At 70.9% G+C, this 14,882-nt stretch carries 13 protein-coding genes; 3 read left to right on the top strand and 10 right to left on the bottom strand.

Features of this window, described 5'->3' with window-relative positions; all coding sequences use genetic code 11:
- Positions 1 to 43 precede the first annotated feature (43 nt).
- The 8 genes from ABZT17_RS32545 to ABZT17_RS32510 form a co-directional block, all read right to left on the bottom strand.
- The gene (locus tag ABZT17_RS32545; protein ID WP_356354154.1) at positions 44 to 988 is read right to left on the bottom strand and encodes an ABC transporter permease; all 945 of its coding nucleotides are present in this window, start codon (positions 986 to 988) and stop codon (positions 44 to 46) included.
- The gene (locus tag ABZT17_RS32540; protein ID WP_356354152.1) at positions 988 to 2,142 is read right to left on the bottom strand and encodes an ABC transporter permease; all 1,155 of its coding nucleotides are present in this window, start codon (positions 2,140 to 2,142) and stop codon (positions 988 to 990) included. The genes ABZT17_RS32545 and ABZT17_RS32540 overlap by 1 nt, the downstream gene beginning before the upstream one ends.
- The gene (locus tag ABZT17_RS32535) at positions 2,139 to 3,713 is read right to left on the bottom strand and encodes an ABC transporter ATP-binding protein (protein ID WP_356354150.1); all 1,575 of its coding nucleotides are present in this window, start codon (positions 3,711 to 3,713) and stop codon (positions 2,139 to 2,141) included. The genes ABZT17_RS32540 and ABZT17_RS32535 overlap by 4 nt, the downstream gene beginning before the upstream one ends.
- A 26-nt stretch (positions 3,714 to 3,739) precedes the next feature.
- Positions 3,740 to 4,834 (bottom strand): BMP family ABC transporter substrate-binding protein, encoded by a 1,095-nt coding sequence (locus ABZT17_RS32530; protein ID WP_356354148.1) that lies wholly within the window; start codon positions 4,832 to 4,834, stop codon positions 3,740 to 3,742.
- A 109-nt stretch (positions 4,835 to 4,943) separates the two neighbouring features.
- Positions 4,944 to 5,669 carry a purine-nucleoside phosphorylase gene (deoD, locus tag ABZT17_RS32525; protein ID WP_356354146.1) on the bottom strand — a complete coding sequence of 242 codons (726 nt, stop codon included), beginning with the start codon at positions 5,667 to 5,669 and terminating at the stop codon, positions 4,944 to 4,946.
- Positions 5,669 to 6,460: a glutamine amidotransferase gene (locus ABZT17_RS32520; protein ID WP_356354144.1), complete on the bottom strand. Its 792-nt coding sequence runs from the start codon at positions 6,458 to 6,460 to the stop codon at positions 5,669 to 5,671. The genes deoD and ABZT17_RS32520 overlap by 1 nt, the downstream gene beginning before the upstream one ends.
- A gap of 51 nt (positions 6,461 to 6,511) precedes the next feature.
- A complete protein-coding gene (locus ABZT17_RS32515) occupies positions 6,512 to 7,561 on the bottom strand; it encodes a LacI family DNA-binding transcriptional regulator (protein WP_356354142.1) in 1,050 nt (349 codons plus the stop codon).
- Positions 7,551 to 8,891 (bottom strand): amidohydrolase, encoded by a 1,341-nt coding sequence (locus ABZT17_RS32510; protein ID WP_356354141.1) that lies wholly within the window; start codon positions 8,889 to 8,891, stop codon positions 7,551 to 7,553. The genes ABZT17_RS32515 and ABZT17_RS32510 overlap by 11 nt, the downstream gene beginning before the upstream one ends.
- A gap of 195 nt (positions 8,892 to 9,086) precedes the next feature.
- Here ABZT17_RS32510 and ABZT17_RS32505 point away from each other — a divergent pair, with 195 nt between their 5' ends.
- Positions 9,087 to 9,938, top strand: coding sequence for a YwqG family protein (locus ABZT17_RS32505; protein ID WP_356354139.1), 852 nt, complete (start codon positions 9,087 to 9,089; stop codon positions 9,936 to 9,938).
- Between the two features lie 329 nt (positions 9,939 to 10,267).
- Entirely contained in the window at positions 10,268 to 12,040 is a 1,773-nt protein-coding gene (locus ABZT17_RS32500) for a pentapeptide repeat-containing protein (RefSeq protein ID WP_356354137.1), read from the top strand.
- Positions 12,041 to 12,121: 81 nt separating this feature from the next.
- Here the strand turns inward: ABZT17_RS32500 and ABZT17_RS32495 are convergent, their stop codons facing one another.
- Positions 12,122 to 12,559 (bottom strand): Lrp/AsnC family transcriptional regulator, encoded by a 438-nt coding sequence (locus tag ABZT17_RS32495; protein WP_356354135.1) that lies wholly within the window; start codon positions 12,557 to 12,559, stop codon positions 12,122 to 12,124.
- Between the two features lie 174 nt (positions 12,560 to 12,733).
- On the opposite strand from ABZT17_RS32495, the gene ABZT17_RS32490 reads away from it, so the two are divergent.
- A complete protein-coding gene (locus ABZT17_RS32490; RefSeq protein ID WP_356354133.1) occupies positions 12,734 to 14,008 on the top strand; it encodes an ArgE/DapE family deacylase in 1,275 nt (424 codons plus the stop codon).
- A gap of 138 nt (positions 14,009 to 14,146) precedes the next feature.
- On the opposite strand, the gene ABZT17_RS32485 is transcribed toward ABZT17_RS32490, so the two are convergent.
- A complete protein-coding gene (locus ABZT17_RS32485) occupies positions 14,147 to 14,806 on the bottom strand; it encodes a hypothetical protein (RefSeq protein WP_356354131.1) in 660 nt (219 codons plus the stop codon).
- Positions 14,807 to 14,882 lie beyond the last annotated feature (76 nt).

Raw genomic sequence — 14,882 nt, 5'->3', positions numbered from 1 at the left:
GGTGAGTGCTCCTTGACGGGGCCCGGGGCCCCGGTCGGCGTGGTCAGGCTTTGGCGGGAGACGGGATCGCGTCCCCGGTGGGGGCGGGCCGTCGGCGGCGGTGGGCGAAGACCGCCAGGGCCAGCAGGGTGAAGGCGTACGGGAGCGCGGAGACCAACTGGGACGGCACGGAGAGGTTGCCGAGCTGGACGGCGAGGGCTTCGGCGGCGCCGAAGCCGAGTGCGGCCAGGAACACGCCCCAGGGGCGGAGCATGCCGAGGTAGACGGCGGCAAGCGCGATGTAGCCGCGGCCGGCGGTCATGTCGGTGACGAAGAAGGAGACCGCCCCCATGCTCAGGAACACCCCGGCCGCTCCGGCCAGGGCGCCGCTGAGTGCCAGGGCGATGAACCGGACCCGGCCGACGCGGATGCCGACGGACCGTGCCGCGTCCGGGAATTCGCCGACCGCGCGCAGATGGAACCCGAACCGGGTCCGCAGCAGCAGCCAGGCGACCGCCGGGGCCGCCGCGACGGCGATCCAGGTCATCAGGTTCTGGCCGTCGACCACGGTGCCGAGGCCTGGGATGTCACCGAGCAGGGGCAGGTCGAGGGTGGGCAGGGTGCCGCTGTGCAGCCGGCTGGTGCCGCCCTTGTCACCGAGCAGCGCGTACACGGCGTAGGCGGTGGCGCCGGACGCCAGCAGGTTGATCCCGATGCCCGCGATGATCGCGTCCGCGCCCAGCTGCAGGTGCAGTACGCCCAGTAGCAGGGCGAGCAGGCAGCCCGCCGCGATCCCGCACAGGGCGCCGGCCCACACCGAGCCGCTGTATCCGGCGACCAGGGCGCCGGTACAGGCGGCCGAGAGCATCGAGCCCTCCAGCGCGATGTTGGGCACACCGGCCCGTTCGGCGATCAGACCGCCCAGGGCGGCCAGCACGTACGGTGTGCAGACCCGCAGCACCGCGGCGAGGAACCCGGCGCTGAACACGACGTCGAGAACCGGACCCATCAGCGGGCCCCCTTCCGCGCGAGATACCGCTTGACGAGGTCGGGCAGCGCACGCGCCGTGACCAGGAGGACGATGACGGCCTGGATGATGATCACCGTCTCGGAGCCGACGTCCGTCTGCTGTTCCATCACGTCACCGCCGACGCGCAGATACGAGTACAGGAGCGCGGCGCCGACCACCGCGATCGGGTTGTTGCGGGCGAGCAGGGCGACGACGATGCCCTCGAAGGCGAGGCCGCCGGCCATGTCCGGCTGCAGCCCGCCGTAGATGCCGAGGACCAGGTGCGCGCCCGCGAGCCCGGCCAGGGCGCCTCCCAGGACGAAGCTCCACTCGATGGTCCGGGGCACGTCGATGCCGCCGTACCGGGCGAAGGACGGGTTCGAGCCGGTCATCCGGATGCGATAGCCGAGCGGGGTCCTGGCGAGCAGGAACCATACGGCGGCGGCGATCGCCAGCATGCCGAACAGGCCGACGTTGGCCTGGTCGAGCGGGACTCCGAAGATGTTCGTGAGGAGAGGCAGGGCCGCGTCGGGGCGGATCGGGGCGGACTGGACGGCAGCGCTGGACGGCGCCTTCAGATGGTTCGTCAGCAGCCAGTCGAAGACGCGAACGACCACGGCGTTGAGCATGAGGGTGGCCACGATCTCGTTGGCGCCGAGGCGCGCCTTCATCACCCCGGGCACCGCGCCGAGCGCGCCGCCGACGAGGGCCGCCGCCGCGAGCGGGACGAGGACCGCGAGGACCGGCGGGAGGTGGAGGTTGATGGCCACCAGGGCCGCCGCCAGCGCGCCGGTGTACACCTGGGCCTCCGCGCCGAGGCTGATCTGCCGGGCGCGGAAGGGGATGGCGACGGACAGGCCGAGCAGGGCGAGCGTCGTGGCGTCGGCCAGCCAGCGGCCGATCCGGGGCGTGCGCTCCAGCGGGCCGGTGAGCAGTGCGTCCATGGCGCCGGAGGCGTCCTTGCCGGTGGCCAGGACCACCAGGAAGGCGATCAGGACGGCCGCGACGACGGTGAGCACGGTCATCGACAGTTCCACCACCGCCGAGCGTCGCCTGGCGGTGAGGAAGTCGCGGCGGCCCTCCTGTTCCGTGGCGGGCGTGGACTCGGCGAAGGCGCGGTGGTCGTCGGACGCGTTGCGGGGAACGGTGGTCATGGGGTGCCTGCCGGGGTGAGTCCGTGGGCGATCCGCCCGGCCGGGTGGTGTTCGACGCCGAGCATGTAGAGGCCTGCCTGCTCCTCGGTGAGGTCGGCGGGGTCGTCGAACCGGGCGGTCAGGCGGCCGTCCTTGATGACCAGGAGCCGGTCCGAGAGAGCGAGCAGTTCGCCGAGGTCGGCGGAGACGAGGAACACGGCGGCGCCCGCGTCGCGGGCCTCGATGAGCCGTTCGTACATGAAGTGCATGGCGCCGATGTCGACGCCCCGGGTGAGCTGTGCGGCCAGCAACACCCGTGGCCGGGCGGACAGTTCACGGGCGACGACCACCTTCTGCAGGTTGCCTCCCGACAGCGCGCCGACCGGTACGGCGGGGTGCGGGACCCGGATCGCGTAGCGCTGGATCAGTTGCTCGGCAAGCCTGCGCGCCCTGCGCGTGTGCAGTCGGCCGTGGCGGGCGAGCGGGGGACGGTCGTGGCGGTCGACGATCAGGTTGTCGGTGACGGACTGGTCCAGGGCCGCGCCGTTGGCGAGGCGGTCCTCGGGGACGTGGGCGATGCCGGCCGCGCGGTGGGCCGCGGCGTCGAGCAGGGTGACGTCGGTGTCGTCGACGGTCACGGATCCCGTGGTGGGGCGCCGCAGTCCGGCGAGGATCTCGACGAGTTCGGTCTGTCCGTTGCCCTCGACGCCGGCCAGGCCCACGATCTCGCCGGCGGCGACGTCGAAGGAGACGTCGTGCAGGGGCTGCCCCTCCCCCGGCCCGGAGCCCAGGGAGCGTACCCGCAGGACCGGCGCGCCGGGACGGGCGTGCGGCTTGGACACCTCCAGGGACAGCTCGCGGCCCACCATCATCGACGCCAGCTCGGCGGGCGTGGACTCCTCGGTGCGTACGGTGCCGGTCACGCGCCCGGCGCGCATGATGGTGACGCGGTCGCTGATCTCCCGTACTTCCTTGAGCTTGTGGGAGATGAACAGCACGGTCATCCCGCCGTCGCGGAGCCGGCGTACGGCCTCGAACAGGTCGGTGGTCTCCTGTGGGGTGAGCACCGCCGTGGGCTCGTCGAGGATGAGGATCCGGGCGCCCCGGTGCAGGGCCTTGAGGATCTCCGCCCGTTGCCGCATGCCGACGCTCACCGACTCGGCTCTCGCGTACGGGTCCACCGCGAGCCCGGCCTCCTCGGCGAGGGCCGCGGTGCGTTCCGCGGCGGCAGCCCGGTCGACGCGGACCGCGGGGCCCGGTTCCACACCCAGGACGACGTTCTCGGCGAGGGTGAACGACGGCACCAGCATCAGGTTCTGGTGCACCATGCCGATGCCGAGCGCGATGGCGTCCTGGGGAGTGGAGAGCCTGACCCGCTCACCGCGGACGCGGATCTCGCCGCTCGACGGCTGCTCCAGCCCGTACAGCAGTTTCATCAGCGTCGACTTGCCGGCGCCGTTCTGTCCGACGATCGCCCGTATCTCGCCCCCGGCGACCTGGAGGTCGATGTCCTGCACCGCCCGGGTGCCGTTGGGATACGTCTTGCCCAGGCCCCTGACGTCCAGGGCGAGCGGGGGTTGCTGCTGGTCCACGAGGCTCCTTCCGGCCGGAGTCGTTCTCAGAAGGCCGACGGGACCGTGACCGCGCCGGACGCGATCTTCGCCGCCTGGTCCTTGAGCTCGGTACGCAGGGCCGACGGCACCAACTTCTCGAAGTTGGCGTTGTCGACGTAACCCACGCCGTTCTCGGTGAGGCCGACCGAGGCCGGCTTGCCGTAGGCGAGGCTGCCCGCCTTGTTCTGCTTGGCCGCCAGATACAGGGCGTTGCCCGCGTTCTTGAGGATGGAGGTGACCACGGTCTGCTGCTGGGCGGGGTCGGTGAGGGTCTTGTACTGGTCGGAGTCGACGCCGAAGGTGTACCGCTTGGCGGCCACGGCGGACTCGAACACGCCCAGGCCCGAGGATCCGGCCACCGGCCACACCAGGGCGGCGCCCTGCTCGTACATGGACGAGGCGATCTCCTTGCCCTTGGCAGGGTCGCCGAAGGGGTTCTGACCGCCCACGTACTGGACCAGGACACCGGAAGACGGGTTTCCGCCGGCCGCCTTGAAGCCGGCCTTGAAGCCCACGACGAAATCCTCGATGACCGGGATCTGCACGCCGCCCATCACCCCGACCTTGGTGTCGCCGGCGGCCCCGGGAAGGGATTTCCCGGCCACGAGCTTCTCGGCGAGGAATCCTGCCAAGTAGGCGGCCTCGTTCTGCTTGAACGTGACCGAGTACACATTTGCGCACTTGTTGGAGCAGCCGTTCTTGCCCGTGTAGTCGACGGTGGAGTCGAAAAGCCAGAACTTCTTGTCCGGGTACTCCGGGGCCAGCTTGGATATGAAACCGGCGGTGTCCACGGTGCCCGCCGCCAGGACGTCGTAGTCGTCGCCGGACGCGGCGTCCTCGAACCCGGACTGCCACTTCGTGCGGTCGCTGCCCAGCTCCACCACCTTCAGCGAGTAGCCGAGGGCCTCCGCCTTCTTCAGGCCCGCGTACGCGGAATCGAAGAAGGAGCGGTCGCCGAGGGTTCCGTTGATCACGAACTTGATTCTCGGCTTCCCGGAATCCGAGCCGCTCGACGCGGTGTCGGATCCGGAGGAGGAACCGCATCCGGCGAGAACGGCAGACAGGGCCGTGACGGCCGCCAGAATTCTGATCTTGTTCATGTCCGGTATTCCTTGCTCATCGAGGGGACTTCGAGGGGGCTTTCGGGCATTGCGTGCGGCTGGCCGAAAAGCTATGCAATGCAAAACGTTTTGGCTATGTCTGCCCTTGCTACGAATGTGTTTCGGCCGTGACCGTGAGCGCGGTCGCCGCAATGGTCACGGCGCGGTCGAATTCCGCCTCGCGCTCCTCGGGTGTGAGCGTCTCCTCGTGGCGGACGTGGTCGGTCACCGTCAGGACGGCCAGGGCCCGGCCGCCCTCGGCGGCGGCGGTCGCGTAGAGGCCGGCCGCCTCCATCTCGACGGCCAGGGTCCCGTGCGCCGCGAGCCGCTCGAACAGTTCCGGCCGCGGGAGATAGAAGTGGTCGCTGGTGAGGACGGCTCCGATGTGCACGCCCCCGCTCTGCCCGGCCGCGGCCTCGCTCGCCGCCGCGACCAGCTCGAACGTCGCCGTGTGGCTCAGCTGCACACCGGGAATCCGCTGTGCGCTCATCGCGGAGTCGGTATGCGCGGCGGTGGCCACGACCACGTCCCGCAGTGCCACCGAGGACGGGATCCCGCCACAGGTGCCGACCCGGGCGATGGCGCGCACACCGTAGAGGCGGAAGAGCTCGGTGGCGTAGATGGTGATGGAGGGCATGCCCATGCCCGAGGCCAGCACGGACAGCGGTCGCCCGAGCCAGGTGCCGGTGTATCCCTCGATGCCCCGCACCTCGGTGACCAGCCGGGCGTCCTCGAGGAACTCCCTGGCGATCCGGCGGGCCCGGCGCGGGTCGCCCGGCATGAGGACCTCGGGCGCGAAGTCGCCCGGGGCGGCGGAGATATGGGCCGTGGCCATCAGACGGGCCGCCTCTCCCGCACGGAGGCGGCCATGGGCGGGGACTCGGTCTTCCCGCTCAGCCAGCGCACCAGCCGGTCCCACAGCAACGGGTAGCCGTCCCACGCGAGGAATTCCGGCGGGGCCCAGTGGGGCGCCAGGTCGGAGGTGAAGGCCGCGGACCTGCCCGCCCCGTACCGGCCCACCACCAGCAGAGGATGGCCGGCGCAGTCGGCGAGCAGGTCGGCGCCCTCGCGCACCGCCACCTCGTTGAGGCCGAGCAGATCAGGCCAGCGCTCCCCCAGCCCCTCGACCACCGGATGCGGCGAGACCACCCTGGGCGCGGCCCCGGCGGGCAGCTCCACCCGGTCGTCCCGGTCGTACAGGTCAACCGGCAGAGCGGCCGCCAGCGGTGTACGCCCCCAGCGCGCCTTGGCATCGATCCCGGTGAAGGTGAGATAGCCGCCGACCATCAGCAGCCCCCCGCCGCCCTCGACGTAGGCCCGCAGCAGTTCCGTGCGGTCCGGCGTGGGCAGGGAGTGGGCGAAAGTGGGAGGTGTGAGCTGGAAGCTGTTGGCCCCGACATCACTGATGGCCACGGCGTCGTACGCGGCGAAGCCCTCGACCGAGTCGGGCACCTCCCTGTCTATCCGGTGCGCCGGCACATACGTCACCCGGTGGCCACGGTCACGCAGCGCGTCGAGGAAGACCGCCGCTCCTTCGACGTACTCACTGGTGTGGAAGGAGTCGAACCCCTTCTGATGGACGGAGTGGGTGAACCATGACTCACCCACGACGAGGACATGCGGCATCGTGACTCCTTGCTCGGTGTGCGGTGGTGGTGTGAGGGAGGGCGGGGCGGGTCAGCGCACCGCGGCCGTGCTGGCGCGCTGTTTGAGCCGCACGGGCAGGATGTGGCGGGAGGCGGGCGGGACCTCGCCCCGGTGGACGTACTGCAGCAGCTGCGCCGCAGCGGTCCGGCCGATGTCGTAGGCCGGCTGGTGGACCGTGGTGAGCGACGGGTGCACCCGGCCGGCGAGCATGATGTCGTCGAAGCCCGCGACGGACACGTCGTCGGGGACGCGCAGCCCGGCGTCCTCCACGGCCGCGACCGCGCCGAGGGCCATGAGGTCGTTCGCGGCGAACACCGCGGTGAAACGCCCTCGCCGGCCGGCCTTGCGCAGGGCGTCGGCCACCGTGTCGTAGCCGGACCGCTCGACGAACGCCCCCTCCACCTCGGTGACCCCGTCCGCGCCGAACGCCTCCTTGAAGCCGGCGATCCGCTCCACGCTGCTGACCAGGTCCGCCGGACCGCTGACCGCCAGCGCGCGACGGTGGCCCAGTTCTCCGAGGTGCTCGCCGATCAGCTGTCCGCCTCTGCGGTGGTCGGCGGTGACCAGGATCGTCTCGTCCTGCAGGCCCGGCACCACCTCGTCGGCGAGGGCTATGGGGAAGCGGCCGAGCAGCGAGGCCAGTCGGTCCCGGGAGGGCATCGAGCCGGCCGCGTACACCATCCCGTCGATGAACCGGTTGCGCAGCAGCTGCAGGTAGTGGTCCTCGCGGGCGGGGTCGAACTCGGTGTTGCACAGGATGACCCCGTAGCCGAGGTCGTGCCCGGCGTCCTCCACCCCCTTGGCGAGTTCGGCGAAGAACTGGTTGGTGATGTCGGGGACGAGCAGGCCGATGACGTTCGTGGCACCGGCCTGCAGACTGCGGGCCGTGGACGCCGGGACGTAGCCGAGCCGGTTCACCACGGCCCGCACCCGCTCCGCGGTCTCCTCCGCGACCGGCCGGTTGCCGCTGAGCACGTGGGAGACGGTCGTGGGGCTCACCCGGGCCGCCGCCGCCACGTCCTTGATCGACGCGGGCCGCCGTCTGCGCCGCCCGTCCTCGTCCTCCGGCTCACGGGTCATAGTGCTGCACCGCCCGTCCGTGCGAGGTGTCCACGAGCGCGGGCACCCTCGCCTCGATCCCGGCCAGCAGGGAGGGCACGTCCGCCGTCAGCAGGCGGCGATCGCGTACGACGATCCGCCCGTCCACCACGACGTCGCGCACGTCGCTCGCCCGGACGCTGTAGACCAGTGCGGCGGCCGGATCGTGCAGCGGACGGCAGTGCGGGCCGCGCAGGTCCACCAAGACGATGTCGGCCGCCCTGCCCACCTCCAGCGCACCGATCCGGTCCCCGAGACCAAGCGCCCGCGCCCCGCCCCGCGTGGCCACCCGGATGGTGTCCGAGACCGTCATCCAGGTGGCGTCCCGTTCCGCCTGCTTCTGCGTCAGCGCCACCAGGCGCATGGCCTCCCACACATCCAGCGTGTTGTGCCCCGCCGCGCCGTCCGTGCCGGCGGCGACGGGCACCCCGGCGGCCAGCAGATCCCGTACCGGGGTGAGCGGATGCAACGCGTGCTTCAGATACACCTTCGGACAGCAGGCCACGGCCGTACGGTCCCGGTGGGCCGCGAGGCGGGGTAGGTCCGGCTCGGTGATGCCGCACCCGTGGGCGATCAGCGCCCCGGCGTCGAGGACACCGGTGCGCTCCAGCACCTCGATGGGCGTGACACCGAGCCGGGCGAGACTCGACGTCGTCTGCTCCAGGTGCTCGGCCGCGTGGATGTGGACGCGCAGTCCCGCCTCCCGGGCCAGGTCGGCGATGCGCGCGAGATCGTCGTCGTTCACGGTGTACGGCGCGTGCGGCCCGAGCGAGGCCCTGACCCGTCCGCCGCCCGCACCGTGCAGGGCGACGGCGGTCTCGGCGGCGCGCTCCAGGGCCTCCCGGCCGCTGCTGCTGAAGTAGGTGGGGGCGATGTCGGCCCGGATGCCGGTGGCGACGGCGGCCTCGGCGATGCGCTCGGCGTGGAAGTAGTGATCGGCGAACGCGGTGACCCCGGAGAGCAGCATCTCCGCGCACGCCAGTTCGGCGCCCAGCCGGACGTCGTCCGGGGTGAGGTTGACCTCCATCGGCCATACCCGCTCGTTGAACCACGCCTCGACGCTGACGTCCTCGGCCGCTCCGCGCATCAGGACCATCGGGCCGTGCGTGTGGGCGTTCACCAGACCGGGTACGGCGAGCAGACCCGACCCGTCCAGGATCTCGGCGTCGGCGCGCCGGGGGCCCGAGCCAGCGGGCCCGATCCAGGTGATGTCTCCGCCCTCGACGAGGATGTCCTGGTCGTCCCGCACCCGGCAGGGCCCCTGCTCGGGCACGTCGAGCACCGAGCAGGACGTCACCATCAGTCGTCGCATGCCGCCTGTCCTTTCGTTGGCAGCAGACGCTAAGGACCCAAAACGTTTTGCACAACCGCCCGTCGTCCCGGCCACGCCGGCCGGTGCGCAAAGGACCACAGCGGGGCTCCTCTCTGACCCCGGCGACCACCTCCGACGGCGCGCCGCGTGAGGCTGACGTCCGCGTTGTCAGCGGGAGCAGGGATGATGCGCTGCATGATCGATGAGCGATACGCCCGGCTCGCCGCCGAGCACCTTCCCGGCGATCTTGCCGAGCGCTGGACAGCGCTTCTGCGGCCCTGCATACGCCTTCGTCGGACGGCGGACGGCGAGCAGACCGTGGCCGCCCTCGGCGGGAGCCCGGAACTTCCGGCGGGGGTCGGCTGGCCACAGTGGCCCGGTCACGGGCCGCTGTCCTTCGTGGCTTCGGTGCGGTGTGCCGCGCTCCCCCGCGAGGGACTCACCGAGCGGTTCCCGCAGGACGGGACGCTGCTCTTCTTCCTTTTCGACGGTCAGGTCGACGACGTCTTCGTGTCGGCTGACGACCCCGAAACCTGGGCCGGGGCTCAGGTGTTGTACGTCCCGGAGAACACCCCCGTCTTCCCGGCGGAGGCGCCCCCGGCGTTGGACGCGTTCTCACGGGTGGAGTTGTCCGCGGACACGGAGCAGAGCGCTCCCGACCTGTGGCTGCCCCAGGTCCGGCAGGCCCTGCTCGGCGATACCCGGCACTGGCCCCACCCCCGGGAAACCCCGGCTGAACTCAAGTCGTTCCTCCGTGCCTTCGGCCGTCTGCGCACCCGCATCGGTCACCAGATCGGCGGCCACGCCGTGCCCGTCCAGGGCCCTGTGGAGTACGACATCGCGAACGCGGCACTCGGCGGGACGCATGCGTGGGGCGCTGAGCCCCTGGACCAGGAAGCCGAGCGCTGGATCCTGCTCGCCCAGTTCGACAGCGACGCGGACGCGAAGACCGTATGGGGCGACGAGGGCACCCTCTACTGGCTCATCCGCCCCGAGGACCTCGCCACCCGACGCTTCGACCGGGCCCGACTCACCGCGCAGGGCTAGCTGTTGAAGGCGATGGCCACCAGGGTCGCGCGCCGGCGGTGGAACAGTTGAGGCCGGACAGCGGGCTAAGGGCTGCCCCGCGGTCAGGCCGACTCGGAGCTCCCGCTCGGGATCTTGAACATCATGACACCAGGTCACGCAGCCGGACATGCGTTCGGTATGTTGATCAGGGAGACCGACAGCAGGGGGTACCCAGGATGCGGCCGGAGGCCTTCGAGGCGTTTCAGCATGCCGCCGACCGCTTGGCCGGACCGGACATCGCTGTCCACCTCGCTGCGTTGCGGGAGTTGGAGGCATTGGCCCAGGCGCATCCCGCGCAACGACGACCCGTGGCCGACACCGTCTGCGCCTACCTGCGCGCCCTCGGGCACGCCTCGGACGGTTCTGTCGGCCTGCGGTCGGCCGCGGCCGCCACGCTCGCGGCCGTGGCACGCCGGCATCCGGCCACAGACCAGGTCCCGGCCGGTGCCGGGTGTGGTGCCGGCTGCGCGGACTGCCTCGACATCGACCTGACCGGCGCCGTACTGCCGGACGTCGACTTCAGCGGCTGCCGTTTCGGCCTGGCCCGCTTCGCGGACACCCATTTCCGCGGCAACTGCGTCTTCGACGGCGCCCATTTCGCCGGGGAGGCGCTGTTCCAGAGGGCGGTCCTGGAGAACGACGCGCACTTCACCGGCGCCTTGTTCGGCGACAGCGCCGTGTTCGGGCGTACGAGGTTCCGGGCCGGCGCCGACTTCTCGGGCGCCCGCTTCCAGGAGATCGCCTGGTTCGGCCGGGGTGAGGAGGCACTGCCGGAGGACGATCCGGCATGGGAGGAGATCGAGGCCTGGCGTGCCGTCGCCCGGGACGAGCCAGGCGAGGACGACCCGCTCTGGCCCCTGGCCGTAGTGGAGGACGACTACCAGAGCTGGGAGGAAGGCGGCGACGGAGCACGTTTCCACGGCAGAGTGTCCTTCACCCACGCCCGGTTCGACAGCGCCGCCTGGTTCTGGAAGGCGCGCTTCGGCAGCGAGGCACTGTTCCACCAGGCCGTCTTCGGCGGACGAGTCCATCTCGTGCAGCCCTCGGCCGACCTCGCCGGCGCCAGGCTCTCCCCCACCGCCCACACCGAGGAACAGGTCTGGCCCCTCGGCTGGACCGCGGCCGCGCCGGATGCCGACACCGGGAGCTACGAGCACCTGATCCCCGACGAGTCCGTCGCGCCGTACCACGGTCAGCTCGCCGACCCCGACCCCGAGGTGCGCCTCACCGGCCTGCGCATCCTCGGTGAACTCGGGGACGCACAGCCCGAGTTCAGGCAGCGTGTGGTGGACACCGTATGCGCGTATCTGCGTACGCCGCCGGCCTTCGACGTCACCGCCGACCTCTTCGCGCTCACCCCCTGGCAGTTCGGCGAAGCACGAACGCGGCGGCACGCCCAACAGCTGCTCGCCGACCGTACCCGCCCCTCCACCGACCGGCCCATCTGGGAGGACATACACCTACGCCTCTCCGGAGCCACCCTGATCGACTTCGACGTGAGCGGATGCCGGCTGGCTCACGGGGACTTCACGGGTACCCAGTTCCACGGGAGAACGACGTTCGCGGGCGCGTCCTTCTCCGCTGTGTCGTTCACCCTGCCCTATACGCGCGACGGGCGCGCTTCCTTCCACGGCCCAGCCGATTTCTCCGACGCCCGGCTCACCCGACACACACTGCGGCACTGCCTCTTCCACGCAGACGACTCCGTACGCGCGACCGGAACCACTCAGGACCTGGTACGGATGCTGTTGGGAGCCAGGGGTACCTCGTCCCCCGCCGACTTCACGACCGGATTCCGCACGGCGCTGCTGACAGCCGCCTCGGACACGCCCGACAACCTCGCCTGCGCCCAGCACGTGGAGTACGGCACGGTCTCGGGCCCTTCGTACGCCCCTGAACAGGAGAGGTCCGGACTGAAGATCACCGGCACCGACATCCTCGTCTCCGACCTGGCATGGCGTATCGAGGACACCCCCATCCCCGACTCCATCGCCCAGAACCTTCCCGAACTCACCCCCGAGCAATGGTCCGCCGCCACCCGCGCCATCACCCTCCTTCTGGGCGCACTTGACGATTCCTGAGGCTAGTGGCGGTTGGTGCGGCGGCGCCTTGATCTCCATCTACCCAAAGTCAGGGTGCTGCATCACCCCGAGCGATGCCGGTCAAAGGCGAGGCCGGTTCAACAGGCGGGAGAGCACGATGGCGCTCTCGGTCCGTGTCACTGGCGCGGTGGCGCGCACGCGCTGGATGGCCTCTTCCAGGTGGGGGATGTCTCGGGCCAGCATGTGAACGACCGCGTCGGCGGCGCCGGAGACGGTACAGGCCTCGACGACCTCGGGGATGTCCTCGAGAGCCTGACGCAGTTCGGCGGGCGTCGGATTGCCGCTGCAGTAGACCTCGACGAACGCCTCGGTGTGCCAGGCCAGCGCCTGAGGATCGACGAGGGCGGTGAAGCCGCGGATCGCGCCCGTCGCCACCAGGCGGTCCAGCCGGCGCTTCGCGGCGGGCGCGGACAACCCGGCCGCCTTGCCGATCTCGGCGTACGTGGCACGCGCGTTGCGCAGCACGCACCGGATGATCGCCGCGTCGATGGCGTCCATGGGCTCACTCCCGATGTTCGGAGGCCCGGGCAAGGCGCAAGGATTCGCCACGAGCCCCACATCATTGCAAGAAAATGATAGGCCCCGGCAGCAAATGGCGATTGTTTGCGCTGTCCGACCGACCGTAGTCTCCAGCCTGACCTGATTCTCGCCTGCCCGAGGGAGACACTTTCGATGACAGCACCCCTGAGCGATGTGGAAGCCTCGGCACTGGCCGCGGTGGACGAGCCGGCCATCGCCCGGATGCTGCTGGAAGTCCTCGCCGTTCCGAGCGTGACGGGCAGCGCCGCGGAGTCCGAGCTCCAGCACCTCCTGGCCAGGCATCTGGAGCGCATGGACCTCGAGATCGACCTGTGGTCCATGAACCTGCCCGAGCTGCGTGCCCATCCCGGCTTCCCGGGCAGCGAGGCGCCGCGCACCGAGGCCTGGGGCCTGGTGGGCGCCACGCCTCACCTCGGCGACGGGCCGAGCCTGGTCCTCCAGGGTCACGTCGACGTCGTACCTCCCGGAGACCTGACGCAGTGGAAGGGTGACCCCTACCTGCCCCGGGTCGCCGGGGACGTGGTGCACGGCCGGGGAGCGTGCGACATGAAGGCCGGCGTGGTGGCGATACTCGCCGCGCTGGCCGCGATACGGGACGCGGGAGCGAGGCTGCGCGGCCAGGTGTCCGCGCACTTCGTCGTCAGCGAGGAGGACGGTGGGCTCGGCGCGTTCGGCACTCTGCAACGCGGTCACACCGGTGACGCCTGCATCATCACCGAACCGACCAGCGGCGCGCTCATGACCGCGAACGCCGGCGCCCTGACCTTCCGTATCGAAGTGCCCGGCCGGGCCACCCACGGCAGCACCCGGTACGCCGGGGTGAGCGCCATCGACGCCTACCTGCCCCTGCACCGCGCGCTCGCCCGCCTGGAAGCCCGCCGCAACACCGGCCCCGACCCCCTCATGTCCGAATACCCCATCCCCTACCCGCTGTCCGTCGGCACCCTTCAGGCCGGCGACTGGGCCAGCAGCGTGCCGGACCTGCTGGTCGCCGAAGGGAGACTGGGCGTCAGACTGGACGAGGACCCGGCCCAGGCACGCATCGATCTGGAGACGTGCGTGGCCGAAGCCTGCGCCGCCGACCCCTGGCTGCGCTCCCACCCCGCTACGGTCACCTGGCCCGGCGGCCAGTTCGCCAGCGGACGCCTGCCGTCCGGACACCCCCTTGCCACCCTGGTCGCCGACGCTCACACCGACGTCACCCGCGGCCCCCGCCCCGCCGAACGTGGCGCCCCCTACGGCAGCGACCTGCGCCTGTACAGCGGCGCGGGCATCCCCACCCTGCAGTACGGCCCCGGCGACGTCCGGCACGCACACAGCCCACACGAACACGTCCGCCTCAGCGACATCACCACCATCACCCGCACACTCGTACTCGCCACGCTCCGCGCCGTCGGCACCCGTTGAGTTGATTCCATCCGGAAGTCGCCGGCCACGGGGCTGGTGTGGCGGTCCGGATGGGGTGCTCGGGCTGGTCGTGGTAGTGAGCGGCGCCGGGAGATCGTTCGCCAGCGCGACGGAACCCATCCGCGCCGCCCCGCAGCCTTACGCATAGGGGCCGGTGAGCCTGGCTGCGGGCAAGCGGCCCTGTTCCACGTCCGACCGGGCGATGCGGATACCCAGGATGTCGCCGACGGCCTGCCACACCAGGCCGCGCAGACTATCTCCCTGCGCGTCGAGAAGGGCATGCCATTGCGGGATTGTGCATCCCTCGGGGTAGATGGCCCCGGCCTGTTTCAGTCCCTCGGCGAGGGCGGCGAGCTTGCTGCCTTCCACGGCATGCGGGTGGTGCGTCAGATCGTCGCCGCAGTTGTTCAGGTACACGTGTCCGTCGCCTGGCGCGTAGACGAGATAGCTCGGGTTGACCGCTACATTCGCGTTCAGGCAGATCAGCTCCTGCCCGGGCGTGGGACGCATCTTCTTCTCGTCCTCGAAGAACCATTCGCACCAAGTGCACGAGCCTCGGTCTTCCAGAACGTATGCCCACTCGCCGGACGTGCCGTACATGCAGGGTGTCTCCCGGGACGAGGGGAAGTCCCGGTACGGGATAGCGCTCTCTATGTCCTCCTCATTCGCGCCCAGCCTGAGCAGCAAATCCCGGACAGGGACCCCGCGCATTGCCGTCATGGAGATCCCGCCGAGCATTCCCTCAGCCGTCGGTTTGTCGAATGCGTGCCGCCCAATCCATTTCAGGCCTTCCGTCACTGCGCTGCGTCTCCTTGGTGTCGTTGGATGGCGATCGTCATGATGCCCCGGCCCCGCATTCGATCCGGGGCCGGGG

Origin of the sequence: Streptomyces sp. NPDC005648 (genome assembly GCF_040605395.1) — a bacterium.
Lineage (GTDB): Bacteria > Actinomycetota > Actinomycetes > Streptomycetales > Streptomycetaceae > Streptomyces.
This window is presented reverse-complemented; position numbering and strand designations above follow the sequence as displayed.